Source organism: Cellulomonas sp. EB106-03-03-XG116, assembly GCF_058792015.1.
In genome coordinates this window covers 1-25,920 of record NZ_JBYTEP010000029.1, presented here as the reverse complement: position 1 = coordinate 25,920, position 25,920 = coordinate 1, and the positions used below count along the sequence as shown (strand labels likewise).

Sequence of the window (25,920 nt, the reverse complement as noted above, 5' to 3'; positions counted from 1 at the left end):
CGATGACCGCGCGGCGCTGGGTGGTGCACGGACAGGTGCAGGGGGTCGGCTACCGGGCGTCGATGGCCGCGGAGGCCCGGCGGCTCGGCGTCGCCGGCTGGGTGCGCAACCGCGCCGACGGCACCGTCGAGGCGCTGGCCGAGGGCCCGGAGAGCGCGGTGGCGGCGCTCGCGGCCTGGGCGCGCCGGGGTCCGCGGTTCGCCGACGTCACGCGCGTGGAGGAGCACGACGCGGCCCCGGAGGGGTCGGGGGACTTCACGATCGCGGGCTGACCGGCCCCGCCGGTTCGGTGCCTCCCGCCGGGTTCGGTGCCCACGAGCACCGAACCGGGCGGGGACCACCGAACCCGGCGGCGGCCCGGACGAGCGGGGCCGTCAGGCGCCCGGGACGATCACCGCGCGCCCGCGGACCTGGCCGGCGTGCAGCCGGTCGTACGCCTCCGGCGCCTGGTCGAGCGTGAACTCCTCGACGTGGATCGTGATCGCGCCGCGCCTCGCGAGCTCGACGACCTCCATCAGCTCCGTGCGGGAGCCCCAGTTGATCGCCCGGCCGTTGACGTCGAGCGGCACGGTCGTCTGGCCGATGCGCACCGCGCCGGACGCGACGCCCACGACCACGACGTCGCCGCCGACGCGCACCATGCCGCCGGCCAGGTCGGCGGTCGGCTGGATGCCGACGAAGTCGAGCACGACGTCCGCGCCGAGCCCGCGGGTCAGGCCCTTGACCGACTCGATCGCGTCGGGGTTCGACAGGAACGCGTGGTCCGCGCCCACCTCGCGGGCGAACGCGAGCTTGTCCTCGGCGACGTCGAGCACCACGACGGTGCTCTGGGTGAGTGCCTTGAGGATCTGGATCGCGACGTGGCCCAGGCCGCCGGAGCCGATGACGACGGCGGTCGTGCCCGGCGTCAGCCGGGGGAGCGCGGACTTCACGGCGCGGTACGGGGTGAGCCCGGCGTCGGTGAGCGAGACGTTCCGCACCGGGTCGAGGTCGCCCAGCGGCACGAGGTGCCGGGCGTCGTCCACGATCATGTACTCGGCCATGCCGCCGTCGGTGAAGATGCCGGGTGCGCGCATGCCCTGCTCGCAGTTCTGCTCCTCGCCCGAGGCGCAGGCGTAGCACCGGCCGCAGCCCCACGGGCCGTAGACCAGGACGCTCTCGCCGACCTCGACGCCGTGCACGCCCGCGCCGACCTCCTCGACGACGCCGGCGACCTCGTGGCCCAGGGTCAGGGGCAGCGGCTTGAAGGAGTAGTCCTCCGCGGAGGCGCCCATGATGAACTCGTCCGAGTGGCAGGCGCCCGCGGCGGTCACGCGCAGGAGCACCTCCGACGGGCCGGGGGTGGGCTTGTCGACCTCGACCAGCTCGGGGCGGGCGCCGATCTCGCGGTACTGCAGGGCCTTCATGGCTGCGACTTCTTCCTCCGGGGCGACCCCGGTGTCTGGTAGATGCACCCACCATACGCTTGAAGTGTCAACTACCAATCGGTCGGCATCCGGCGCCGCGGCGGGCGGCGTCGCGTGTGTCGGGGGTCACGTCTACGGTCGGAGCATGAACGTCGTCCTGATCCCGGGTTTCTGGCTCGACGCGTCCTCCTGGGCGCCGGTCTCCGCGGCCCTGGAGGCCGCCGGGCACACCCCGCACCCCGTCACGCCGCTGGGCGCCGGCGGCGCGGCGGACGAGGTCGCGGGCATCACGATCGCCGACCAGGCGCGCGCGGTCGCCGAGCTGATCGACGGCATGGACGGCCCGTTCGTGGTCGTCGGCCACAGCGGCGGGGGCGCCGTCGCCCACGCCGTGGCCGACCTGCGCCCCGACCGCGTCGAGCAGGTGGTCTACGTCGACAGCGGCCCGCTCGGCGAGGGCGGTGTCGTCAACGACGAGCTGCCGGTGGTCGACGGCGTCGTCCCGCTGCCGGACTGGGGCGTGTTCGAGGAGGAGGAGCTGGTGGGCCTGACGGACGAGATCCGCGCCGACTTCCGCGCCCGCGCCGTCTCCGTCCCGCCGCTCGTGGCCAACGGGCCCCAGCGCCTGCACGACGAGCGCCGGTACGAGGTCCCCGTCACGGTCATCACGTCGACCATGCCCGAGGCGGTGCTGCGCGACCTCATGGCGAAGGACCACCCGTACGTGCGCGAGCTCGCGCGCATCCGGGACGTGACGGTCGTCGAGCTGCCGACCGGCCACTGGCCGCAGCTGAGCCGCCCCGACGACCTCGCGGCGGCCGTGGTCGCGGCGGTCCAGGGCGAGGCCGACGCCGAGGAGGCCATGGCCGTCCCGACCTGAGTTTGCTATGGTCGACTTTAGTAAAGTCAGCCATAGTAAACTGACCCATAGTCAGGAGGCAGGCGGTGGGTTTCGTCGGTCGGGCTCGTGAGCTGGACGAGCTCGAGCGACAGCTCGCGGTCGTCCGGTCGGGCACCCGCGCCGACGCCGGCGTGGCCGTCCTCGTGCGCGGGCGTCGGCGCGTCGGCAAGTCCCGGCTCGTGGCGGAGCTCGTGGAGCGCTCGGGGCTGCCGTCGGTGACGTTCCAGGCGGCGCGCGGAGCGCCCGTGGCGCAGGAGCTCGCGCTGCTCGCCGAGGCCGTCGCCGACTCGGACCTCCCGGGTGCCGACGTCGCTCGTGGGTCCACGCCGACGACGCTCACCGCCGCCCTCACGCTGCTCGCGGCCGCCCTGCCCGACGACGCGCCCGCCGTCGTGGTGCTCGACGAGCTCCCGTGGCTCCTCGAGCAGGTCGACGGCGGCGCCGGGGAGCTGCAGCGTGTCTGGGACGCGCGCCTGTCCCGCAAGCCCGTCCTGCTCCTCCTCGTGGGGTCCGACCTGACGATGATGGAGCGGCTCACCGCACCCGATCAGCCGTTCTACGCCCGCGGCACGGAGCTGGTCGTCGACCCGCTCAGCCCGGCAGAGGTCGCGGCGATGACCGGTCTCGGCGGCGGAGCCGCGTTCGACGCCTACCTGATCACAGGTGGTCTGCCGCTCGTCGCCCAGGAGTGGGAGCCCGGGGAGCAGGCGGCGGCCTTCCTGCACGCGTCGCTGGCCTCGTCCACCAGTGCGCTGGTGGTGTCCGGGACCCGCGTGCTGGACGCCGAGTTCGGCGAGGTCTCCCTGGCGCGGCAGGTCCTCACGGCGATCGGCGGGCGCGGCGAGCGCACCTTCAGCGGCATCCAGGGCGCCGCCCGGGGTGGCCCGATGAACGCCGCCAGCCTCACCGCCACGCTGCGCGCGCTCGTCGACAAGCGCGTGGTGGCGGTCGACGAGCCGCTCTCCTCCGCGGCCGCGCCGAAGAACCGCCGGTACCGGATCGCCGACCCGGCTCTCCGGTTCTGGCTCGCGTTCGTCGAGCCCGCGCTCGGCGAGGTGGACCGCGCGCGGCCCGACCTCGCGCTGTCCCGGATCGACCGGGGCTTCGCGGCCTGGCGAGGCCGCGCGGTGGAGCCGGTGGTGCGGGCCGCGCTGCACCGGCTGCTCCCCGACGCGGGCTTCCCCGACGTGTCGGCGGTCGGCGGCTGGTGGCCGAGGAGCAACGTGCCGGAGATCGACCTCGTGGGCGCGGCGGGCGCGCCCGGGCCGGTGCGGCTCGTCGGGACCGTGAAGTGGCGGGCCGACACCCCGCTCCGTGGGTCCGAGGTGGACGCCCTCGCCGCCGACGCCGTCGCGGTGCCCGGGGTGACGGCCGCGACGCCGCTCGTCGGCGTGTGCCCCGCGGGCGCCGAGCCGGGGATGCCCCTGGCCGCCTGCTGGACCGCCGACGACCTGCTCGGCGCCTGGCCGGCCTGACGCTCCGGTCGTCTCACCCTCCTGCCAGCGTGGATGACACGTCAGGCGCGCGTCACCTACCATCGGCCGCGACCCGCCGGAGCCGCGGGCCGCGACAGGGGACCGCGGCGCGCCACGCCGCTCCGCGGCGGGCGCAAGGGCCCGCGTCGCGGCGGGCGAGGCAGGCGGACCCCGGAGAACGGCACCGTGATCAGGATCGGCATCGTCGAGGACGACGCGGCGAGCGCCGCGCTCCTCCTCGACCACCTGCGACGGTACGAGCGCGACCACGGCGAGCAGTTCGACGTCACCCGGTTCGCCGACGGGGCCCAGGTCGTCGCGGGCTACCGGCCGGTGTTCGACATCCTCCTGCTCGACGTCGAGATGCCGGAGCTCGACGGGTTCAGCGCCGCCGAGAAGATCCGCCAGGTCGACCGGGACGTCGTCATCGTGTTCATCACGAACATGACGCAGTACGCGATCCGGGGCTACGAGGTCGACGCGCTGAGCTACGTCCTCAAGCCCGTGCCGTACTTCGCGTTCTCCCAGGAGATCAAGCGCTCGATCGCGCGGCTGCGCCGCCGGTCGGCCGACTACCTGCTGCTGACCGTCGACGGCGGCCTGGTGCGGGTCGCGACCGACGACATCGTGTTCCTGGAGTCGGCCAAGCACCGGACGACCGTGCACACCGTCGACGGCCGGTACTCCGTGGTGGGACCGCTGAAGGCGCTGGAGGCGGAGCTCGAGGGCAAGAGCTTCTTCCGGAGCAACAGCGGCTACCTGGTGAACCTGCGGCACGTGCTCGGCGTCCAGGGCAGCAGCGCGCTCATGGTCGGCGGGCACGACCTGCTGATCAGCCGCCCGCGCAAGAAGGCGTTCCTCGCGGCGCTCACCGACTACCTCGGGGCGCGGCACGCGTGATCATGGAGACGCTGCCGGACATCCCGCGGGTCCTCACGGGCATCGCGGAGTGGGCGGCGTGCCTGCTGTACGTGCTGCTGCGCCGCCAGCGGCTGCCGGTCCGCCGGCTGGTGCTGGTCGCCGCGCTCGCGCTCGGGGTGCTCGTCGCGGTCCAGGAGCTCGCGGACCGGCTGCCGCTGGCGCTGTGGTCGCTCGGCATGGCCGCCGCGGTGGCGGCGATGTACACGTTCATCGTCACGGCGGCGCGGGTGTCGGCGCGGGACGCGGGGTACTTCGCCGCCCGTGCGCTGGTGCTCGCGGAGCTGGTCGCGGCGCTGCACTGGCAGATGCACTGCTTCTTCTTCCTGCCCGAGGGCCGGCCCGGGGTGGCGTGGCAGGTGGCGTTCGGCGCGGTCATGTACGTGGCGTCGTTCGTGCTCGTGTACCTGATCGAGACCCGGCACTTCCGCCCGGCCCAGCCGCTGGAGGTGACGTCCGGCGAGCTCGCCTCGGCCGTGGCGATCGCGCTGGTCACGTTCTTCATGAGCAACATCAGCTTCCTCAACGCGAACACGCCGTTCAGCGGCCGGCTGGGGCTGGAGATCTTCTACATCCGCACGCTCGTGGACCTGTGCGGGTTCGTCGCGCTGTACGCGCAGCAGGGCCAGCGGCTCCAGCTCCGGGCCCGCGCGGACGTCAAGGCCGTCGACGAGATGCTCCGCCGGCAGCACGAGCAGTACCTGCAGTCGAAGCGCAGCATCGAGGTCGTCGACCGGAAGTACCACGACCTCAAGCACCAGATCGCGGTCCTGCGCGCGGAGCGCGACGAGGGGAAGCGGGCGTCCTACCTGGACGACCTGGAGGCGAGCGTGTCCGGGTACGCCGCGCAGGCGCGCACCGGCAACGGCGTCCTCGACGTCATCCTCACGTCCAAGAGCCTGGAGTGCGCCGAGAAGGGCGTCGACCTCACCTACGTCGCGGACGGCGCGACCATCGACTTCATGTCGGCGATGGACGTCTCCGCGGTGTTCGGCAACGCCCTGGACAACGCGATCGACGCGGTGATGGCCGTGCCGGAGCCGGAGAAGCGGCTGATCAAGGTCGCGCTGTACGCGACGGGCGGCTTCGTGCTCGCGACGTTCGAGAACTACTTCGACGGCACGCTGAAGACCGAGGACGGCGCGATCGTGACCCGGCGCGCGGACCGCGACCGGCACGGGTACGGGCTGAAGTCGATCCGGCACACGGCGGAGAAGTACGGCGGGTCGATGACCGTGAGCGCCGAGGACAGCTGGTTCGCGCTGCGGATCCTGCTGCCGGTCCCGGCGACCAGCCGCACCGACGACCCCGGCGCGCTCGCGCGCTGAGCCGCGCCGCGCCGAGCGATCAGCCGAGCGCCACCCGCGCCGCCAGCGCCGGCGCCGACCGCTCCAGCACGGCCCCGCTCGTCCACAGCGACAGCGCCGAGGCGATCGCCATGTGCATGTCCAGGTACAGGTACGACCCGAGCCGCCCGCCGAAGTGCACGTCCGGCTCGTCCTCGGCGAGCGCGCGGTACTCCCGCAGCCGCTCCCGGTCCTGCGGGGTCGCGACGGGGTAGTACGGCTCGTCGCCGGGCAGGGCGAACCGGGACCGCTCGCGCATGATCACCGTGCGGTCCTGCGCGTGCCGGTCCTCGCGCTCCGGGTGGTAGTGCCGGAACTCGTGCACCCGGGTGTGCGGGACGTCGAGGTCGGCGTAGTTCATGACGCTGGTGCCCTGGAAGTCGCGGACCGGCAGCACCTCGGTCTCCAGGTCGAGCGTGCGCCAGCCGAGCGGCCCGGCGTGCTCGTCGAAGTACCGGTCGACCGGGCCCGTGTAGACCACGGGCACCTGGCCGCGCACCGCCGCGCGGCTGAACGGCTGGGACGCGTCGAAGAAGTCGGTGCCGAGCCGGACGTCGATCCGCGGGTGCGCGGCCATCGCCTCGAACCAGGGGCCGTAGCCGCGGGCGGGCAGCCCCTCGTGGGTGTCGGCGAAGTACCGGTTCTCGTAGGTGTACCGGACGGGCAGCCGGGCGATCACGGACGCGGGCAGCTCGCGGGGGTCGGTCTGCCACTGCTTCGCGGTGTAGTCGCGGATGAACGCCTCGTACAGCGGCCGCCCGATCAGCGAGATCGCCTTGTCCTCGAGGTTCGTGGGCTCGCCGCCCCGCAGGCCCTCCGCCGCCTGCTCGGCGACCAGCGCCCGCGCGGCCTCGGGGCCCATGGCCGTGCCGAAGAACTGGTTGAGCGTGCCGAGGTTGATCGGCAGCGGGTACACCGTCCCCGCGTGCGTGGAGTAGACCCGGTGCCGGTAGCCCGTGAACGCGGTGAACCGCCGGACGTAGTCCCAGACCCGCTCGTTCGACGTGTGGAAGATGTGCGACCCGTACCGGTGCACCTCGATGCCCGTCTCGGCGTCGACGCTGCTCCAGGCGTTCCCGCCGAGGTGGTCGCGCCGGTCGATGACGGTGACCGACAGGCCGGCCTCGGCCGCGCGCTCGGCGACCGTCAGGCCGAACAGCCCGGCGCCGACGACGAGCAGGTCCATGCGGGTTCCTCGGGAGGACGGGGCCGCCGGGGCGGCCGGGTGGCGGGGCGAGCGCCCCGAGTGTAGGGCGCCCGCCAGGGCCCCGTGGCGACGGCCGACGACCCGTGCAGGTTGTGCACCGAAAACGACAGTTCGTGCAGGCGGGAGCCTCAGCGGCACCGACGGGGGACCGCGGGATCCCGCCGTCGCCGGCCCCTCCGGCACGCCGGACGGCGCACTCCGGGGGCCCCCGGTGCACCCCGTCCCGAGACCGCGCCGTGACCCCGCCGTGACCTTGCCGACCGTTTGTGCTCCCGAACCGACAGTCTTTCGACGCCCCGCTCCCAGGCCGCTGCCGCGCTGGTCGACTGGGCCCCGCGACCGCAGGACGAGGACGTCGAGTCACGGGTCGCGATCGGTTCTCCAGGTGCGCTGTGGCGCGCACACGGGACGCCGGCACCGCCCGACGAGGGCGCGGCGCCGGCGGCGCGCGAGCAGAGCCGCGAGATGACAAGGGAAGGTCGATGAAGACAACCATCACGGTGCGACGGCGCAACGGCGGGTACGTCAAGGGTGCGGCGGCGGTGGCGGGTCTCGCCCTGTTCGCCCTCACGGCGTGCTCCCCCTCCTCGTCGGACGAGGACACCCGGGCGGGCGACTCTTTCACCACCCGCGAGGTGACCGACGGCAAGACCGAGTTCGTCGTCGTCACGAACCCGGGCGACGGACCCGTGCTGTCCTACGGCAAGGACAGCGGCGTCGAGCTCCTCACCGAGGAGATCGACGGCCAGGAGTACGCGTTCAAGGACATGAACGGCAACGGCGAGCTCGACCTCTGGGAGGACTGGCGGGAGGCGTCTCAGGACCGCGCGGCGGACCTGGCGCAGCACCTGTCCAAGGAGCAGATCGCCGGCCTCATGCTGTTCAGCTCGCACGAGCGCTCGCCCGCGGACGGCCTGACGGACGCGCAGAAGGAGTACATGGCGGAGTCGCGGCTCCGGAACGTGCTCAACGCGGGCCCGAACGAGGTCGAGGCCAACGTGACCTGGTCGAACCAGCTCCAGGAGTACGCCGAGGAGCTGGCGACCGAGGACGAGCCCTACGTCCCGGTGAACTTCTCCTCCGACCCGCGGTCCACCGCGGAGTCCGGCGGCGACTACAACGCGTCCGGCGACATCTCGCGGTGGCCGTCGAACCTCGGCCTGGCCGCGACGTTCGACACCGAGACGATGACGACGTTCGCGCAGGCGGTCTCCGCGGAGTACCGCGCGCTGGGCATCGGCACGGCGCTGAGCCCGCAGATCGACCTGGCGACCGAGCCGCGCTGGCTGCGGGTCGACGGCACGTTCGGCGAGAACGTCGAGCTGGCCTCGGCCATGGCGACCGCCTACGTCGACGGCTTCCAGACGACGCCGGGCACGGACGGCTGGGGCGACGAGTCGGTCAACGCGATGATCAAGCACTGGGCCGGCGACGGCCCGGGCGAGGGCGGCCGCGAGTCGCACACCGAGGCCGGCAAGTACGGCGTCTACCCGGGCGACAACTTCGACGCGCACGCCGAGGTATTCCTGGGCGCGATGGACTCCGCCGCGGTCATGACCGCCTACTCCATCGCCCTGGACGGCGACGGCCAGCCGCTCGGCGGCGGTGACCGCATGGGCTCCGCCTACGACTCGTACCGCACCGGCCTGCTGCGGGAGAACTTCACCGGCGTGGTCGTGACCGACTGGGGCGTCACCGCGGGCGGGAACACCGACCCCGAGGCGTTCATCGGCACCTCGTGGGGCGCCGACGACCTGACGGTCGAGGAGCGGCACTACGCCATCCTGAAGAACGGCGTCGACATGTTCGGCGGCAACAACGCGGTCGAGCCGGTGCTCGCGGCGTACGACATGTGGCAGGCGGACTTCGAGGCCGGCGAGAACGACGTCGACGCGCAGACCCGCTTCGAGGAGTCGGGCACCCGGATCCTGACCATGCTGTTCCAGCCGGGCCTGTACGAGAACGCCTACCTCGACCTCGACGAGTCGAAGGACGTCGTCGCGAGCCAGGACAAGATGGACGCCGGCTACCAGGCGCAGCTCGACTCGGTCGTGATGCTGAAGAACGACGCCGACACCGTCGCCGCCGCCGAGGCCGGCGACTGGGCCGACAAGACCGTGTACATCCCGCGCAGCTACGACACCGGCCAGGCCGGTCTGTTCGGCCCCGGCGAGTACTCCGAGGGCCCCGGCCTGACGGTCGAGATCGCGGAGGACTACTTCGCGAAGGTCGTCACCGACGAGGCCGTCGAGGACGCGGACGGCAAGGTCACGAGCTACACCGCCCCGGACCTGTCCGACGTGGACCTCGTGCTGGTCGGCATGGACAGCCCGAGCTCGGGCGCCGTGTTCGCCAACTCCGGCCACGACGAGACCACCGGTGAGTGGTACCCGCTCTCCCTGCAGTACCGCCCGTACACCGCCGACGGCGAGAACGTCCGGAAGGTCTCGATCTCGGGCGACCTCCTGGCCGACGGCACGCAGGAGAACCGGTCCTACTTCGGCAACACCTCGCGCACGTCGAACGAGTCGGACCTCGACGCGTTCGAGCGCGCCGTGGCCGCCGTCGAGGCGTCCGGCAAGGACATCCCGGTCATCACGGTCCTCAAGGCCAAGAACCCGACCGTCCCGGCCGAGTTCGAGGCGAAGTCCGACGCGATCCTCGTCGGCTTCGGGGTCAGCGACCAGGCGCTCATCGAGACCGCGATCGGCCTCAACGAGCCCCAGGGCCGCCTGCCGATCGGCTTCCCGGCCTCCATGGACGCGGTCGAGAAGCAGCTGGAGGACGTCCAGGAGGACACCGAGCCGTACGTCGACGCGGCCGGCAACTCCTACCTGTTCGGCTTCGGCCTGAACTACGCGGGCCCGATCGAGGGCTGACGCACCCACCGCCCGCGCAGGCGGAGCCGCCGTCAGGCGGACCCGGGCCGCGGGGTGGGCCCGCGGCCAGCACCCACCAAGGAGCACAGAAGTGAAGCGCAACAAGGCCCTGACCTCCGCCCTCGGCGTCGTCGTCGCCCTCACCGGTGTCTTCGGCCTCACCGCCTGCGGCAGCGACGACGGCGGCAGCAGCAGCAACGACTCGTCCTCGGGCGAGCAGGCGGCGTCCGAGTCGGACATCGCGGAGGACCTGGAGAACGCCCGCACCGCCGTCGCCGACGCGCTGGCCGAGGACGACTCCTGGGCCCAGATCATGCTCGCGAGCGACGTCTCGGCGCCGACCGTCAAGTACGGCCTGCTCGTGGTGCCCTACACCTTCTCGGAGGCGGCGTCCCGCATCCAGGGGACCGTCAACATCGACGGCGGCAAGTACACGATCGACGGCGACTCGGCCGAGACCGGCCAGACCTGGCAGATCGACCAGGACGGCACCATCACCGAGGTGACGGAGTAGTCCTCCGCCCGCCCGTCCGGCCGGCCCCGTCGCGGGCCGGCCGGACAGGGCACGCGGCGCGTGACAGTCCGTGCCGCGAAACCGACTGATCGTGCTGCCGCGCCGGACGGCCCCGATCGGCACACCTAGCCTGATCGCCGGTCAGCACTCGAGGAGGAATGCAGTGAACGCCAGGGCGAAGAACGCCGATCGCGCGAAGAGGCCGATGTCGAACAAGAAGTACCTGTGGATCTGGGTGCCGGTGCTCTCGCTGGTCACCGTGATCGCGGTGGTCGCGAACGTCGCGCTCGTCGTCGCCGGCGGCTGGGTCGCCTCCCAGTTCGGCTCGGGCACGTACGAGTTCACGAACGCCGAGGAGTCGGCCGACTGGGACACCGAGTACTACAGCGCCGACTTCGACAGCATCGACGAGGTCGACGCCGCCGCGAAGGAGCTCGTCGAGGAGATCTCCGGCGCCGGCATCGTCCTGGCGAAGAACGAGGGCGCCGCGCTGCCCCTGGCGGCCGGGTCCAGCGTGACCATGCTCGGCCGCGCGGCCGCGGACCCCGTGTTCGGCGGCTCCGGCTCCGGCTCGGTGGACACCAACTCGGCCGTGAACGCGCGCCAGGGCCTGGAGAACGCCGGCTTCACCGTGAACGACGCCGTGTACGGCGCGATCGAGGCGTACGCCGCCGAGAACCCGCGCGGCTTCATCGAGATGGACCGCCCCGACATCTCGACCTACTTCATCGGCGAGATGCCGGTCGACGGCTACGAGGCGCAGTCCTCGTCCTTCGCCGAGTACTCCGACGCCGCGGTCGTCTTCATCGGCCGTCCCGGCGGCGAGGGCGGCGACCTGACCCGCGACATGTCCGACTGGGACGACAACGCGGAGCCCGGCCAGCACCAGCTCGAGCTGAACAAGGACGAGAAGGACCTGATCGAGCTCGCCAAGGCGAGCTTCGACACGGTCGTGGTCGTCGTGAACTCCTCGACCACCATCGAGATGGGCGACCTGCAGGCGGACGCCGGGGTCGACGCGATCCTGCTCGCCGGCTCCCCGGGCGCCACCGGCCTGAACGCCGTCGGCACCATCCTGTCCGGCGAGGTCAACCCGTCCGGCCGCACCTCGGACCTGTGGGTCGCGGACTTCACCGCCGACCCGACCTTCGTCAACTTCGGCGGGTTCCTCTACGACAACCTGTCGGTGTCCTACCCGGTGTCGGCGGTCGAGACCGCGACGTCGAACGCGACCGTGACCGACGAGGCGCCGTTCGTGAACTACGCCGAGGGCATCTACTTCGGGTACCGGTACTACGAGACCGCCGCGGCCGAGGGCTTCCTCGACTACGACGAGGCCGTCGTGTACCCGTTCGGCTACGGCCTGTCGTACACCGACTTCGCCTGGACCGTCACCGGCACCGAGGCCGGCGAGGTGGACGGCACCATCGCCGTGACCGTCGACGTCACCAACACCGGGACCGTCGCGGGCAAGGACGTCGTCGAGCTGTACTACACCGCCCCGTACACCCCGGGCGGCATCGAGAAGTCCGAGGTCGTCCTCGGCGACTTCGCCAAGACCGGCGTCATCGAGCCGGGCGCGAGCGAGTCCGTGACCCTGGAGCTCCCGGTCGAGGACATGGCGTCCTACGACTACGCGGACGCCGGCGCCTACGTGCTCGAGGCCGGGGACTACGCGATCTCGGTCCGCACCGACTCGCACACCGTCGCCGCCGGCACCGAGCCGATCACCTACACCGTCGACTCCGACGTCGTGTACTCCGGCGAGAACCACCGCTCCACCGACCTCGCCGAGGTCACCAACCAGTTCGACGACGTCTCGGCGCAGTTCAGCACCGAGCCGGAGGACGGCAAGATCCTGGCGATGTCCCGCGCGGACTTCGCCGGCACGTTCCCGACCGCGCCGACCGGTGACCAGCTGGTCGCGAGCGACGCCGTCGCCGAGGGCTTCGCGGCCTGGGACGTCGACGCCGAGGCGGACGCCTTCGACGGCGAGATGCCGACGACCGGCGCCAGCACCGAGCTGTCGCTGATCGACCTGCGCGGCCTGCCCAAGGACGACCCGCAGTGGGACGAGCTGCTCGACTCGCTGAGCGTCGGCGACATGACCGACATGCTGCTCAACGGCGCGTACCAGACCGCCGCCATCGGCTCGATCGGCAAGCCGCAGACCACCGAGCCCGACGGCCCGGCCGGCTTCTCCTCCTTCATCAACTCGTCGATCAACGGCGTGGCCTACCCGTCCGAGTTCCTCATCGCGCAGACGTGGGACGTGGACCTGGGCCGCGCGATGGGCGAGATGCTCGGCAACGAGGCGATGTTCAAGGACATCAACGGCTGGTACGCCCCGGCGGCCAACCTGCACCGCTCGCCGTTCGCGGGCCGCAACTTCGAGTACTACTCGGAGGACCCGTTCCTGTCCGGCCGGATGATGACCTCGGTCGCCAACGGCGCGGCGGAGAAGGGCGTGTACACCACGCTCAAGCACTTCGCGCTGAACGACCAGGAGACCAACCGGGTCAACAACGGCATCGCCACCTGGGCGACCGAGCAGACGATCCGCGAGATCTACCTCAAGCCGTTCGAGATGGCCGTCAAGAACATCTCGATGGAGGTCCCGTACCTCGCCGACGACGAGGGCACGATCGAGACGACCACGGTCGGCTCCACCGCGATCATGAGCTCGTTCAACCGCATCGGCGCCACCTGGGCCGGCGGCTCCGAGGCGCTGATGACGGACGTGCTGCGCGGGGAGTGGGGCTTCGAGGGCTTCGCCATCTCGGACTTCAACCTCTACCCGTACATGAACCCGAACCAGTCGATCAGCGCGGGTACGGACCTGACCCTGACCTTCCAGCCGTCGAAGTCTCTCGCGGACACCTCCTCGGCCAAGGCGGTGTCGGACATCCGCGAGGCGACCCACAACATCCTGTTCACGGTCGCCAACTCCAACGCGGTGAACGGGCTGGCGCCGGGGGCCACGGTCTCCTACACGCCCCCCACCTGGGTCTACATCCAGATCGGCGCGTCCATCCTCGTCGGCCTGCTCGTCGTGGCCGGCGCGCTGATGGTGACCCGGCGGGTCCTCCGGCACCGGAGGACCGCCGAGCCGGCGGCGCCGCAGGGCGACGCCGAGCCGGTCTCCGCGGGGCACTGACCCGCTGAGCCGCCCCGCCGGGCCGGCAGTGCCCACCACTGCCGGCCCGGCGGCCGGGGCCGCGACCCCGGTCCCCCCGAACCACCGCCACGCCGCACCACCGCCGAGGACGCCATGATCGAGAACCTGACCCCGCTGGAGAAGGCCGCCCTGCTCACCGGCAAGACGGTCTGGGAGACGTACGACCTGCCGCGGCACGGCGTGCGCTCGCTCTGGCTGGCGGACGGGCCGCACGGTGTGCGCAAGCAGACCGGTGCCGCGGACCACCTCGGCATCGCCGAGTCGCAGCCGGCGACCTGCTTCCCGACCGCCGCGGCGGTCGCGAACACCTGGGACCCCGAGCTCGCCGAGGAGGTCGGGCGGGCGCTCGGCGCCGAGGCCGCCGCGCAGGACGTCGACGTGCTGCTGGGCCCGGGCCTGAACATCAAGCGCTCCCCGCTGGGCGGGCGGAACTTCGAGTACTTCTCCGAGGACCCGCTGCTGGCCGGGCGGATGGCCGCCGGGTACGTGCGCGGCATCCAGGCCGCCGGCGTGGCGGCCTGCCCCAAGCACTACGCCGCGAACTCCCAGGAGCTGCGCCGGATGGCGTCGGACTCCGTGGTCGACGAGCGGACGCTGCGGGAGATCTACCTGACCGCGTTCGGCATCGTCGTCGAGACCGCGCGGCCGCGGACGATCATGTCGTCCTACAACCTGGTGAACGGCACCTACGCCCACGAGGACCCGTTCCTGCTCGGCACCGTGCTCCGGGACGAGTGGGGCTTCGACGGCGCGGTCGTCTCCGACTGGGGCGGCTCGAACGACATCGTGGCGGCGGCCGCCGCGGGCGGGACGCTGGAGATGCCGGCGGCCGGGCTGGACTCGGCGCGGCAGCTGGTCGCCGCGGTGCGGGACGGCCGGCTGGCCGAGGCCGACCTGGACGCCCGGGCCGCCGAGGTGCTGCGCCTCGTGGCCGAGGCCCGGGAGCCGGGGACGGCCCCGGCCGTCGACGACGCCGCGCACCACGCGCTGGCCCGCCGGGTCGCCGCGCGCTCCGCCGTGCTGCTGAAGAACGAGGACGCGATCCTGCCGCTGGCCGCCGGGACCCGGGTCGCGGTGATCGGCGACTTCGCCCGCACCCCGCGCTACCAGGGCGCCGGCTCCTCGGCCGTGAACCCGACCCGCCTGGACTCGGTGCTGGACGTGATCGGCGACTCCGGGCTGGAGATGACGTCGTTCGCCGCCGGGTTCCGGCGCAACGGCGCCCCCGACGCCGCGCTGCGCGCCGAGGCCGTCGAGGCGGCCCGCGGCGCCGACGTCGCCCTGCTGTTCCTCGGCCTGGACGAGATCGCCGAGTCCGAGGGGCTGGACCGGTCCACCCTCGCGCTGCACGCCGCGCAGACCGAGCTGCTCGAGGCCGTCGCCGCCGCGAACCCGCGCACCGTCGTGGTGCTCTCGGCCGGCGGCGTCGTCGAGATGCCGTGGCTGGGCTCCGCGCAGGCGCTGGTGCACGGCTACCTGTCCGGCCAGGCGGGCGCGGGCGCGCTGCTCGACGTGCTGACCGGAGCCGCGAACCCCGCCGGGCGGCTCGCCGAGACCGTGCCGGTGCGGCTGTCCGACACCCCGACCGCGGACACGTTCCCGGGGCAGCAGCGCACCGCCGAGTACCGCGAGGGCCTGTTCGTCGGCTACCGGTACTACACGACCGCGGGCGTGCCGGTGACGTTCCCGTTCGGCTTCGGGCTGTCGTACACGACCTTCGCCTACTCGGGCCTGACCGCGACGGCCGACGCCGCCACGGTGACGGTGACCAACACGGGCGCCGTCGCCGGCGCCGACGTCGTGCAGGTCTACGTCCGGCGCGAGACACCGGGCGTCCACCGCCCGGACCGCACGCTCGCCGGGTTCGCCCGGGTCGAGCTCGCGCCGGGGGAGTCCGCCACCGTGACGGTCCCGCTGGGCGACGCCGCGTTCCGGCACTTCGACGTCGGGACCGGGTCCTGGCAGGTCGAGCGCGGCACCTGGACCGTGCTCGCCGGCGCGAACGTCGCCGACCTGACCGAGAAGGCCACCGTCGAGGTCGCCGGGACGGTGCCGCCCGTGGCGGAGGACCCCGCCCCCGAGCGGTACCGCACGGGCGACGTCCGGCACGTGCCCGACGCCGACTTCGCCGCCCTGCTCGGCCGGCCGGTCCCGCCGGCGTCCTGGTCCGGGCCGCTCGGCGTCAACGACGCGCTCGGCCGGATGCAGACCGCGCGCAGCCCGCTGGCCCGGCTCGCGTACCGGGTGCTCGCGCTCCTGCGCGACCGCGCGGACCGGAAGGGCAAGCCCGACCTCAACATCCTGTTCCTGCTCAACATGCCGTTCCGGGCCATCGGGAAGATGACAGGCGGCATGGTCAGCGCCGAGATGGTCGACGGCATCGTCCGCATCGTCAACGGCCACTTCTTCGCCGGCGCCGGCGCCACGATCCGCGGGTTCGTCCGCAACCGCCGCGCCAACCGCACCACCGCGCGCCAGCTGCGCGGCGACGCCTGACCTCGGAAGAGAGACCCGCTCGCATGTTCACCCGCATCAAGGACGCCTGGGGCCGGTTCGCGACCAAGCGCCCCGGCGTCGCCCAGTTCGTCGTGTTCCTCGTGCTGAGCAACGGCATCACCGTGCTGCAGCTCGCGCTCATGCCGCTCATCAAGTGGCTGTTCGGCATGACGTCGCTGGTCGACACCTCGTTCCAGGTCTGGCCGGTCGGCTCCAACCCGGACGGCTCCCAGTACTTCGTGTTCGACTACGCGGCCGGCGCCCTGCCGGCCGGCGGCGGCGGGCTGGCATACTTCCTGGCCGTGCAGATCACCCTGCTGATCGCGCAGGTCATCAACTTCTTCGCCCAGCGCAGCATCACGTTCAAGTCGAACTCGTCGGTCGTCAAGGCCGCGACCTGGTACGCCATCGCGTACGTCATCATCACGATCGCCGCGGCCGCCCTCCAGGGCCTGTACAAGGCGCCGATCTACGACCTGTTCATCGACACCTGGGGCCTGGGCGGCACCGGCGAGACCCTGGCCGACTTCGTCACGATGATCATCAACGCCGCGATCTCGTTCTGGGTGTTCTTCCCGATCTTCAAGGTCATCTTCAAGCAGGTCCCGGAGGACGCGGCCCCGGCCGCCGCCGCCGCGGACGCCACGGAGGTGCGCTCGGCGTGAGCACCCCGGTCCTGACCGTCGTCGTCCCCGCGTACAACGCGGAGCCGTACCTCGCACGCGCCCTCGACTCCCTCGTGGGGTCCGACGGCGTGGAGGTGCTGGTCGTGGACGACGGCTCGACGGACGGGACCGCGGCGCTCGCCCGCACCTACGAGGCGGCGCACCCCGGCGTCGTCCGGCTGATCTCGAAGCCGAACGGCGGCCACGGGTCGGCGATCAACGCCGGGCTGGCCGAGGCGCGCGGCGCCTACCTCAAGGTCGTGGACGCGGACGACTGGGTGGACGGCCCGGCGCTCGGGGCGGTGCTGGACACCCTGCGCGGGTTCCTCGACGCCGGCCGGCCCGTCGACCTGCTGGTGTCGAACTTCGTGTACGAGAAGGTCGGCAAGCGCACCAAGACCGTCGTGCGCTACCAGGGCGCGCTGCCCGCCGGCCGGGTGCTGCACTGGGGCCAGACCCGGCGGTTCGCCAAGCGGCAGTACCTGATGATGCACGCGCTGACCTACCGCACGGCCGTGCTGCGCGAGGCGGGCCTGGTGCTGCCGGAGCACACGTTCTACGTCGACAACCTGTACGCGCTGGTGCCGCTGGCGCACGTCTCGACGCTGTACTACCTGGACGTCGACCTGTACCGGTACTTCATCGGGCGGTCGGACCAGTCGGTGCAGGAGGCCGTGATGATCCGGCGAATCGACCAGCAGCTGCGGGTCAACCGGCTCATGCTCGAGCACCTGTCCCGGGTGCGGGTCGCCGACCGGCGGCTGCGGGCCTACCGGCTGCACTACGTCGAGATCATCTGCGCCGTGTCGTCGATCCTGCTCATCCGCGCGGGCACGCGCGGGCACCTGGCGGAGAAGGACCGGCTGTGGTCCGAGCTGCGGGCGCAGGACCCGTGGCTGTACCGCAAGGTGCGCTGGTCGGTGCTGGGGCAGATCTCGAACCTGCCCGGGCCCGCGGGGCGCCGGGTGTCGGTGCTGGCGTACCGGGTCGCGCAGCGGGCGATCGGGTTCAGCTGACGCGGGTCTAGACCGGCCGGGCCGCGCGGGCCGACCGCAGCAGGCCCGCCACCTCCTCGTCGTGCGGCGGGGAGAAGTCCGCGTACTCCAGCCCCACCGCCTGGAACCGCGCCGGCGACCGGAGGCACACCAGCTCGTCGGCCTCCGCGGCCAGCACGGCGGCCGTGTCGGGCGGGCACACCGGCAGCGCCACGACCACCCGCCGCGCACCGCCGCGGCGCAGGGCGGCCACGGCCGCGCGGACGGTCGACCCGGTGGCCGCGCCGTCGTCCACCACGACCACCACTCTCCCCGCCACCGGCAGCGCGGGCAGGTCGCGCCGGAAGGCGGCCTCGCGCCGGCGCAGCTCCGCGAGCTCCGCCGCGCGCACCGCGTCGAGGACCGCCGACGGCACCCGAGCGGCCCGCAGCACCGGCGCGTGCCGCACCTCCACCACCTCGCCGCCCAGCCCGGCGAGCGCGCCCATCGCGAGCTCCGGCTGCTGCGGCAGGCCGAGCTTGCGGACCACCAGCACGTCGAGCGGCGCGCCGAGCGCCTCGGCGACGGGGACAGCCACCGGCACGCCGCCGCGGGGGAGCGCGAGGACGACGACGCCGGGCCGGGCGGACGGCGACGCGGGCGGAGCGACGGCGGACGCGGGGGGACCGGGGGCGGGCATGAGCCCGGCGGAGGCCGCGAGCCCGGCGGTGGCCGCGAGCCGCCCCGCGAGCGCGGCGCCCGCCTGCGCCCGGTCCGCGAACGGCTCCCGACCCATGGTCCCTCCGACGCTACGCGCCCCGCGGGCCTCCGCCCACGTGGCCCGGCGCGGAGGCACCCCGGCCGGTGAGGTCGTCACATCGCGGTGAGGTCGTCACCCAGGAGTGACGACCTCACCCGCGTGTGACGACCTCACCGGGGCCGGACCGCCGCACCGCCCGCGGTCCGGCCGCCGCGCTCAGCGCTGCATGACCGAGCCGCACGTCAGGTCCAGGATCGCGCCGGTGACCGCGCCCGCGCGGTCCGACGCCGCGAACGCCGCCGCGTCCGCGACCTGCTGGAGCGTCGGCATCCGGTCGAGCGCGGTGCCCTCGGTCATGAACCGCTCGGCCTCGCGGACCGCCGGGGTCCGCTCGCCCCACGTCTCCGGCAGCGCGTCGGGCCGCAGGCACACCACCCGCACGCCGTGCCGGCCGACCTCGCCCGCGAGCGACCGGGTCAGCTCCTCGACGGCCGCGCACGCCACCCCGAACCCGCCGGTCGCGTGGAACCGGCGGTCCCGGCCGGCGAGCGCCGCCGCCGAGGTGGACAGCATGAGGATCGCGCCCGAGCCCGCCTCCGTCATCCGCCGGGCCGCGGCGGTCGCCGTGCAGAACTGCGAGCGCAGCCCGGTCAGCGCGGGCAGCAGGAAGTCGTCGACCGGCATCTCGCGCAGCGGAGTGCCCTGCAGGTCGCCGCGCAGGCTGGTCGCGTTGAGGCTGACGTCCAGCCGGCCGTGCTCGGCGACCACGGCGCAGACGTGCGCGTCGACGGCCTCGGGGTCCGCCGCGTCCACGACCGCGACCTCCGCGCGCCCGTCGGCGCGCTGGATCCCGGTGGCGACCGCGTCCAGCGGGTCGCGCCGGCGGCCGACCAGCACGACGTGCGCGCCCTCCCGCGCGAACGTCCGGGCGGTCGCGCCGCCGACCGCGCCGGCCGCCCCGTAGACGACCGCGATCCTGTTCTCGAGCAGCATGCCGACCCCCGACGCCCCGGGCGGGGCCGCTCCGCTGCGCCCCCGCTGCGCGCCAGTCTGCCGCGCCACGCCCGGGCCGCGCCGAGGTTGCAGAAGATGCGGGGTTCCGGTGCGGTGAACCCCGCGTCTGCTGCAATCTCGGCGGCGTCGGCGGCGGCGGCGGCGGCGACGCGCGCACGACCGCGGAGGATCAGGGCAGCGGGGTCGGCTCGTCCAGCGTGGCGGTCGGGGCGTCCGTCGGGGCCGGCGCGGCGCCGTCCGTCGGGGTGATGGTGATGGTGATCGTCACCGTGGCGGTCGAGCCGAACTGCGCCGACGCGAACCCCGCCGCCGGGCCGAGGAGCGCGGCTCCGACCAGGAGCGTCGCCAGGACCAGCCGGCCCCAGCGCCCGAGCAGCGGCGCCTCGCCCGCGTCCCGCGCCGCCGCGCCGGGCGCCGCGCCCGCCGCGCCGCCGGTCGCCTCCTGCGCCCCCGCCGCGGGGCGCGGGTCAGCCGAGGAGGAGCGCATCGTCGTGCCGCTCGCGCGCGGACGGCCGGCGCTCGCCGGCGGCGCGCCGCGCGCGCCGGTCGTCGAGCAGGGACAGCACCTCGAGCGTCGCCAGCGCCGCGAGCGGCGGCACCAGCATGACGGCGCGCCCCCGCGCCGAGCCCGCCCAGTCGAGCACCCAGCCCCAGCGCGGGTAGACGTCGAGGATGATGCCGCGGACCTGGCTGAGCGGGGTGGCGTTCGGGTCGGGCTCGGTGTTGGCGTCGCCCTTGGTGTAGATGTACGGCCGGGTCAGGGCGTCGCCGGTCTCGGGGTCGTAGGCCTGGACCATGCGGCCGCTGGCGGCGTCCTGCTGGAGGACGGGCAGGTTGCGCAGGGCGATGATCCGGTGCGTCACGAGCTGGTCGCCGCCGGCGGGCCAGAACGTCGCGACCTGGCCGACGCGCAGCTGCGACGGGTCGTCGATCCGGCGCATGACCACGGCGTCGCCGGCGTCGAACGACCCCTGCTCGGGGCCGGACATCGAGCCGGACGTGACGATGAGCAGGCGCTGGCCGTTGGCCTGGAACCACAGGGGCACCGCGAGCGAGGTCGCGTACGCGAGGCCGCAGACGACGATGACGGTCCACAGGGCCGTGCGCAGCGCGCGGCGGCCCTTCGACTGGGGGGTGGCGTGCCGCGGTCGCTCCGGGTGGGGTGCCCGGCGCTCGACCGCGGGGGCCGGCCTCCTGCTCATCTGCGTCTCAGCGCCTCCGGCGGGATCAGCGGTGCGGGTCGGTGGGGTCCTGCTCGGCGACGAACGTCAGCTGCAGGTCCGCGGACGCCTCCTGGTACTCGTTGCCGATCTCCTGCGGGACCGACACGCGGACGCACAGGTCCTCGGCCGCCGAGGAGTACAGCGACCGGTCGACCGGGACGATCTCGGTGGGGGTCGTCGCGAGCCCCGCGCCGGAGGAGCCGATCGGCGCGGCGCCGGCGAGCCCGGCCTCGGTGCACTGCGCGGCGGGCACGGCGAAGACGTCCAGCGACAGCGTCGCCGCGAGGTTCTTGGCGTCGCTCGTGGCGGCGTACTGCACGCCGTAGACCAGGGCGAGCGAGCCGGCGTTGGTGACGGTGACGGGGCTGTAGACCTCGTCGCCGGGGGCGAGGTTGCCGGGCGGCAGCGCGAACGCGGCGTCCTCGCCGGCCTCGATGTCGACGGAGCCGGTGATGATGCCGGAGCGCCCGGCGTCGTCGTTGTCCGTGAAGATCGCGGAGGTCACCAGGGAGGTCATGCCGAGCGCGGCCATGCCGAGGATCCCGACGGTCGCGACCAGGCGGCGTCGCCGCGCCGGGTCCCGCCGCGGGGGCGGGGGCGTGATCATCTCGCGGAGCAGCTCGTCCATCCGGGTGGTCATCCTCACGGGTGATCGGAACGGGTGTTACCAGGGCCTATCGGACGAATGGTGGCGCACCTTGAGGCGATCTGCCCGTTTCTGGAGTGAAGTCACGTGACGGCGTGTCGCGAGGCGGGGTCACGCGGCAGGTCCTCGGGTCGCAGCCGGTCCGGCGCGACGGCGGGGGAGTAGAGGTAGCCCTGCGCCTGGTCGACGGTGAGCCGGCGCAGCAGCTCGGCGGTCGTGGTGTCCTCGACGCCCTCCGCGACCACCTGCAGGCCGAACGAGTGGGCCAGGTCGACCATCGCCTTGACGATGACCTCCGACCCCTCGCCGCCGCGGGTCGTGAGGTCGGCGACGAACAGCCGGTCGATCTTGAGGCCGTGCACGGGCAGGTCGCGCAGCTGGGAGATCGAGGTGTTGCCGATGCCGAAGTCGTCGATCGACACCCGGACGCCGGCGTCGCCGAGCCGCTGCAGGACCGGGACGACGCGCGACGGGTCGCTGACCAGGGCGGTCTCGGTGATCTCGGCCTCCAGCAGCTCGGCGGGGACGTCGTGCCGGGCCAGCAGGTCCTCGATCACCTCGACGACCGCGTGCGACGTGACGTCGTGCGCGGAGAGGTTCACGGCGACGGGGACGGGCTCGCCGTGCGTGCGCCACGCGGCGAGCTGCGCGACCGCGACCCGCAGGGCGTACCGGGTGAGGTCGTGGATGAGGCCGGACTGCTCGGCGAGCGGCACGAACAGGTCGGGCGGCAGCATCCCGCGGGTGGGGTGCCGCCAGCGCATGAGCGCCTCGAGGCCGACGGTGCGGCCGGTGCGCAGGTCGATCTTCGGCTGGTAGTGCAGCTCCAGCTCGTCGTCGACGCCGAGCGCGCGGTGCAGGTCGCCGAGCAGGACGAGCCGGGCGGGGGAGGAGTCGTCCTCCTCCGGCGAGTACACCGAGACGCCGAGCCGGTGCGTCTTGGCGGTGTACATCGCGACGTCCGCCATCCGCATCAGCGACGACGCGTCGTCGGCGTGGTCGGGCAGGCAGGCGACGCCGATCGAGGTGTCCACGTGCAGCGCGAGGTCGCCCAGCATGAACGGCGGCACGAACAGCTGGCGCACCCGGCGGGCGGCGGCGTCCGCGTCGGCGACCGACCGCACGTCGGTGAGCACGATGGCGAACTCGTCGCCCCCGAGCCGCGCCACCATGTCCTGCTCGCGGAGCGCGCCGCGCAGCCGCTGGGCGACCTGCTCCAGCAGCTCGTCCCCGCGGTCGTGGCCGAGAGAGTCGTTGATGTCCTTGAACCGGTCGACGTCGAGCAGCGCGAGGCCGACGATCGTGCCGGCCGCCTCCGCGTCGGCGATGGACCGCTCGAGCTTGTCGCCCAGCATGCGGCGGTTCGGCAGGCCGGTCAGGGAGTCGAGCAGCGCCAGCCGGGCGTTCTCCAGCGCCGAGGACTGCAGCCGGCGCGAGGCGTTCCAGACGGTGCGGAACAGCAGCACCCAGAGCAGGGCCAGGCCGCCGGCGACCACCAGCGTCACCGTCCGGGTCGCGCTGGCGACGGCGTCGGTCGTGCCCTGGTAGTCCAGCATCACCTCGGCCGCGCCGACCACCACCCCCTCGTGCCGCACCGGGACGTACACGTCGAGCAGCGTCGACTCCGAGCCGCCGAACTCCTCGCCGCGCACCTCGGTGACGACCTGGGCGTCGGGCTCGCCCTGCCGCACCGCGGCGTCCAGGCGGTCGCCGTCGGGGAAGCCCGTGGCGTCGGCCTGCGAGTCGTAGAGCAGCGTCGAGTCGACGGTCCACAGCCGCAGCCGGCGCAGCTCGCGGAACCCGGCGACCTGCTCGGAGACGGCCGCGGACTGCTCGGGCGCGAGCACGCCGATCGTGAACGCCTCCTCGGGCACGGAGGCCGAGGCGTAGGACTCGATGCTGCGGGCGAGCGCGATGCCGTCGCGCTGGGCCTGGTCCCGCATCACGTTGCCGGTGACCCACACGAGCGCGACGCCGAGCGCGAGCATGGCGAGGACGCTGACGACGGCGAAGTACCGGGTCAGGGGCCAGCGCCGGGTCGGGGTAGCCAGCTCAGCCTCGTCTGCTCGGAGGGGCGCGGCCGGCGCGGGTCCGCACCGGTCTGGGGCCGAGGGTAGGTGCCGCTGCCGGAAATGGCGAGAAGATCCGCGTTGTGGCGTTTCGCCGGTTTTGCCCGCGGGCGGCGGGCGGGTGCGGGGACGGCGGGTGAGAAGCTGTCGCGACACGGATCCCCACCCGTTCGGAGCACGTGCGCGCGCCCGGCTCGGGGTAACGTCGCCCCGCCCACGCCCTGTTCACGCCCCCCTGGACGGACCTGCCTGCATGCACGAGCTCGCGCTCTGCTCGGTCGAGCACGACGGCCACGCCGTCCTCAGCGGCTACGTCCGCACCTTCGAGGACGGCGTGCTCTGGGCGGGCTTCGAGGGGATCGTGCGCGGGGTCGCCGAGGGCGACGTCTACCTGCTCCGGGTGCTCGACGACGCGCGCGGCGAGTGCGTGTACCAGGGCGAGGTCGCCCGGATCACCGCGGACACGGTCGCGTTCGTCGGGGTCGAGCTGCTCTCGACGCTGCAGAAGCGCGCGGTCGCGCGGGTGGCGGTGCACGTCGAGGTGCAGGGGTTCGCGCGGCTCGCGGCGGTGCCGGACGAGCACGAGCACGAGCACGAGCAGGGCCACGAGCACGACGCGGGCCCCGCGCCGGAGGCGGCGGCGGTCGACGGCGGGGCCGACGAGGTCCCGTTCGTGTTCACCGTCCTCGACGTCTCCGCGCACGGGATGCGTATGATGAGTCAGACCGAGCTGCCCGTGGGCAGCGAGGTGAGGTTCGTCTTCCCCGAGCTGTCCGCCGCGTTCTGGCTGCAGGCGGTCGTCGTCCGTGCCCAGCCCTCGCGCTCCGGGACGCACTACGGCTGCCGGTTCGTGGAGACCTCCGACCGGGAGACGGACGAGCTGTTCTCCTACGTCCTGCGCACGCAGGGCGCCCTGCGCCGCCAGCAGAAGCTCGCCTGACCGAGCCGCCGGCGCCGGTCGCCGCCCCGCGCGCAGCGGCCGCGGACCCCCGACCACCGCCGGAAAGGCGCCCCTTCATGCCTCGCTTCACCGACCTCGGTGTGCCCGCCGCCCTCGCGCAGTCCCTCGCGCAGCGCGGCATCACCGAGCCGTTCCCCATCCAGACCGCCACGCTGCCCGACACGCTCGCCGGGCGCGACGTGCTCGGCCGCGGCCGCACCGGCTCCGGCAAGACCATCGCGTTCTCGCTGCCGGTCGTCACCCGCCTCGCGGACTCGAAGTCCCAGCGCGCGAAGGCCCGCCCGCGCGCGCTGATCCTCGCGCCGACCCGCGAGCTCGCCACCCAGATCCACGCCACGATCGAGCCGCTCGCGGCCACGGCCCGCCTGTCGTCGACCACCGTGTTCGGCGGCGTCGCGCAGAGCCGCCAGGTCAGCGCGCTGAACGGCGGCATCGACATCCTCGTCGCCTGCCCCGGCCGGCTCGAGGACCTCATCAAGCAGGGCCTGTGCTCGCTCGACGCGGTGGAGATCACCGTGCTCGACGAGGCGGACCACATGGCCGACCTCGGCTTCCTGCCGGTCGTGAAGCGGCTGCTCGACAAGACCCCGCGCGGCGGCCAGCGGCTGCTGTTCTCGGCGACGCTCGACAACGGGGTCGACACCCTGGTCAAGCGGTACCTCGACAAGCCGACGACGCACTCGGTCGACCCCGAGGTCGCGCCGGTGTCGACCATGACGCACCACGTGCTCGCGGTCGCGGACGCCGACGCCAAGAAGGAGGTCGTCCGGGAGCTCGCCTCCGGGACCGGCCGCCGCGTCCTGTTCACGCGCACCAAGCACCAGGCCAAGAAGCTCGCCAAGCAGCTCACCCAGGACGGCATCCCCGCCGTGGACCTGCAGGGCAACCTCGGCCAGGGCGCGCGCGAGCGCAACCTCGCGGCGTTCACGTCCGGCGAGGTCAAGGTCCTGGTCGCGACCGACATCGCGGCGCGCGGCATCCACGTCGACGACGTCGAGCTCGTCGTGCACGTCGACCCGCCGGCCGAGCACAAGGCGTACCTGCACCGCTCCGGCCGCACCGCCCGCGCCGGCTCCGGCGGCGACGTCGTCACCGTGATGCTCCCCGAGCAGGCCGGCGACGTCCGCGACCTCACCCGCAAGGCGAAGATCACCGCGACCCCGCAGCGCGTCGCGCCGGGCTCGCCGGTGGTCGCGGCGCTGGTCGGCGAGGTGGCGGCGCACGTGACGCCGGCGCCCGCCGCGGCGCCCGCGCAGCCGTCCCGGGCGCGGGGCGCGGGGTCCGGCGG

General features: G+C 73.5%; 21 protein-coding genes. 13 read left to right on the top strand and 8 right to left on the bottom strand.

What is annotated here, in order from left to right; genetic code table 11:
* The first annotated feature begins 2 nt into the window (after nt 1-2).
* Nucleotides 3-272, top strand: a complete 270-nt coding sequence (locus tag AC3WUG_RS12015) for an acylphosphatase (RefSeq protein ID WP_492327864.1) — start codon at nt 3-5, stop codon at nt 270-272.
* Between the two features lie 102 nt (nt 273-374).
* Here the strand turns inward: AC3WUG_RS12015 and AC3WUG_RS12010 are convergent, their stop codons facing one another.
* Nucleotides 375-1,406, bottom strand: a complete 1,032-nt coding sequence (locus tag AC3WUG_RS12010) for an NAD(P)-dependent alcohol dehydrogenase (RefSeq protein ID WP_492327863.1) — start codon at nt 1,404-1,406, stop codon at nt 375-377.
* Nucleotides 1,407-1,551: 145 nt separating this feature from the next.
* On the opposite strand from AC3WUG_RS12010, the gene AC3WUG_RS12005 reads away from it, so the two are divergent.
* The 4 genes from AC3WUG_RS12005 (at nt 1,552) to AC3WUG_RS11990 (ending at nt 6,028) form a co-directional block, all read left to right on the top strand.
* A complete protein-coding gene (locus tag AC3WUG_RS12005) occupies nt 1,552-2,286 on the top strand; it encodes an alpha/beta fold hydrolase (RefSeq protein WP_492327862.1) in 735 nt (244 codons plus the stop codon).
* A gap of 65 nt (nt 2,287-2,351) precedes the next feature.
* A complete protein-coding gene (locus tag AC3WUG_RS12000; protein WP_492327861.1) occupies nt 2,352-3,782 on the top strand; it encodes an ATP-binding protein in 1,431 nt (476 codons plus the stop codon).
* Between the two features lie 186 nt (nt 3,783-3,968).
* Nucleotides 3,969-4,682 (top strand): LytR/AlgR family response regulator transcription factor, encoded by a 714-nt coding sequence (locus tag AC3WUG_RS11995; RefSeq protein WP_492327860.1) that lies wholly within the window; start codon nt 3,969-3,971, stop codon nt 4,680-4,682.
* 2 nt (nt 4,683-4,684) lie between these two features.
* Nucleotides 4,685-6,028 (top strand): ATP-binding protein, encoded by a 1,344-nt coding sequence (locus AC3WUG_RS11990; protein ID WP_492327859.1) that lies wholly within the window; start codon nt 4,685-4,687, stop codon nt 6,026-6,028.
* A 19-nt stretch (nt 6,029-6,047) separates the two neighbouring features.
* Here the strand turns inward: AC3WUG_RS11990 and glf are convergent, their stop codons facing one another.
* Nucleotides 6,048-7,232: a UDP-galactopyranose mutase gene (gene glf, locus AC3WUG_RS11985; protein WP_492327858.1), complete on the bottom strand. Its 1,185-nt coding sequence runs from the start codon at nt 7,230-7,232 to the stop codon at nt 6,048-6,050.
* Between the two features lie 503 nt (nt 7,233-7,735).
* Between glf and AC3WUG_RS11980 the strand changes: the two genes are divergently transcribed.
* The 6 genes from AC3WUG_RS11980 to AC3WUG_RS11955 all read left to right on the top strand — a co-directional run bounded on the left by AC3WUG_RS11980 (nt 7,736) and on the right by AC3WUG_RS11955 (nt 18,001).
* Nucleotides 7,736-10,132: a glycoside hydrolase family 3 protein gene (locus AC3WUG_RS11980; RefSeq protein WP_492327857.1), complete on the top strand. Its 2,397-nt coding sequence runs from the start codon at nt 7,736-7,738 to the stop codon at nt 10,130-10,132.
* Between the two features lie 91 nt (nt 10,133-10,223).
* On the top strand, nt 10,224-10,646 hold the full coding sequence (locus AC3WUG_RS11975; RefSeq protein ID WP_217616498.1) for a hypothetical protein: 423 nt from the start codon (nt 10,224-10,226) through the stop codon (nt 10,644-10,646).
* 163 nt (nt 10,647-10,809) lie between these two features.
* Nucleotides 10,810-13,803 (top strand): glycoside hydrolase family 3 protein, encoded by a 2,994-nt coding sequence (locus tag AC3WUG_RS11970; protein WP_492327856.1) that lies wholly within the window; start codon nt 10,810-10,812, stop codon nt 13,801-13,803.
* A gap of 114 nt (nt 13,804-13,917) precedes the next feature.
* Complete coding sequence (locus AC3WUG_RS11965) at nt 13,918-16,320, top strand: glycoside hydrolase family 3 C-terminal domain-containing protein (protein WP_492327855.1); 2,403 nt, start codon at nt 13,918-13,920, stop codon at nt 16,318-16,320.
* A gap of 23 nt (nt 16,321-16,343) precedes the next feature.
* On the top strand, nt 16,344-16,985 hold the full coding sequence (locus AC3WUG_RS11960; RefSeq protein WP_492327854.1) for a hypothetical protein: 642 nt from the start codon (nt 16,344-16,346) through the stop codon (nt 16,983-16,985).
* On the top strand, nt 16,982-18,001 hold the full coding sequence (locus AC3WUG_RS11955) for a glycosyltransferase family 2 protein (RefSeq protein ID WP_492327853.1): 1,020 nt from the start codon (nt 16,982-16,984) through the stop codon (nt 17,999-18,001). Before AC3WUG_RS11960 ends, AC3WUG_RS11955 begins: the two co-directional genes overlap by 4 nt.
* Nucleotides 18,002-18,008: 7 nt before the next feature.
* Here AC3WUG_RS11955 and AC3WUG_RS11950 read toward each other — a convergent pair whose 3' ends face one another.
* From AC3WUG_RS11950 to AC3WUG_RS11925, 6 genes are all read right to left on the bottom strand, one after another.
* Nucleotides 18,009-18,755 carry a phosphoribosyltransferase gene (locus AC3WUG_RS11950; protein ID WP_492327852.1) on the bottom strand — a complete coding sequence of 249 codons (747 nt, stop codon included), beginning with the start codon at nt 18,753-18,755 and terminating at the stop codon, nt 18,009-18,011.
* 180 nt (nt 18,756-18,935) lie between these two features.
* A complete protein-coding gene (locus AC3WUG_RS11945; protein WP_492327851.1) occupies nt 18,936-19,712 on the bottom strand; it encodes an SDR family NAD(P)-dependent oxidoreductase in 777 nt (258 codons plus the stop codon).
* A gap of 190 nt (nt 19,713-19,902) precedes the next feature.
* On the bottom strand, nt 19,903-20,220 hold the full coding sequence (locus AC3WUG_RS11940) for a hypothetical protein (protein ID WP_492327850.1): 318 nt from the start codon (nt 20,218-20,220) through the stop codon (nt 19,903-19,905).
* Nucleotides 20,201-20,935 (bottom strand): S24/S26 family peptidase, encoded by a 735-nt coding sequence (locus AC3WUG_RS11935; RefSeq protein WP_492327849.1) that lies wholly within the window; start codon nt 20,933-20,935, stop codon nt 20,201-20,203. The genes AC3WUG_RS11940 and AC3WUG_RS11935 overlap by 20 nt, the downstream gene beginning before the upstream one ends.
* A 25-nt stretch (nt 20,936-20,960) precedes the next feature.
* Nucleotides 20,961-21,602, bottom strand: coding sequence for a hypothetical protein (locus AC3WUG_RS11930; protein ID WP_492327848.1), 642 nt, complete (start codon nt 21,600-21,602; stop codon nt 20,961-20,963).
* 83 nt (nt 21,603-21,685) lie between these two features.
* Nucleotides 21,686-23,590: a putative bifunctional diguanylate cyclase/phosphodiesterase gene (locus tag AC3WUG_RS11925; protein ID WP_492327847.1), complete on the bottom strand. Its 1,905-nt coding sequence runs from the start codon at nt 23,588-23,590 to the stop codon at nt 21,686-21,688.
* Between the two features lie 334 nt (nt 23,591-23,924).
* On the opposite strand from AC3WUG_RS11925, the gene AC3WUG_RS11920 reads away from it, so the two are divergent.
* Entirely contained in the window at nt 23,925-24,611 is a 687-nt protein-coding gene (locus AC3WUG_RS11920) for a PilZ domain-containing protein (protein ID WP_492327846.1), read from the top strand.
* A gap of 77 nt (nt 24,612-24,688) precedes the next feature.
* Nucleotides 24,689-25,920: DEAD/DEAH box helicase (locus tag AC3WUG_RS11915; protein WP_492327845.1), on the top strand; the 1,232-nt coding region annotated here is incomplete at its 3' end.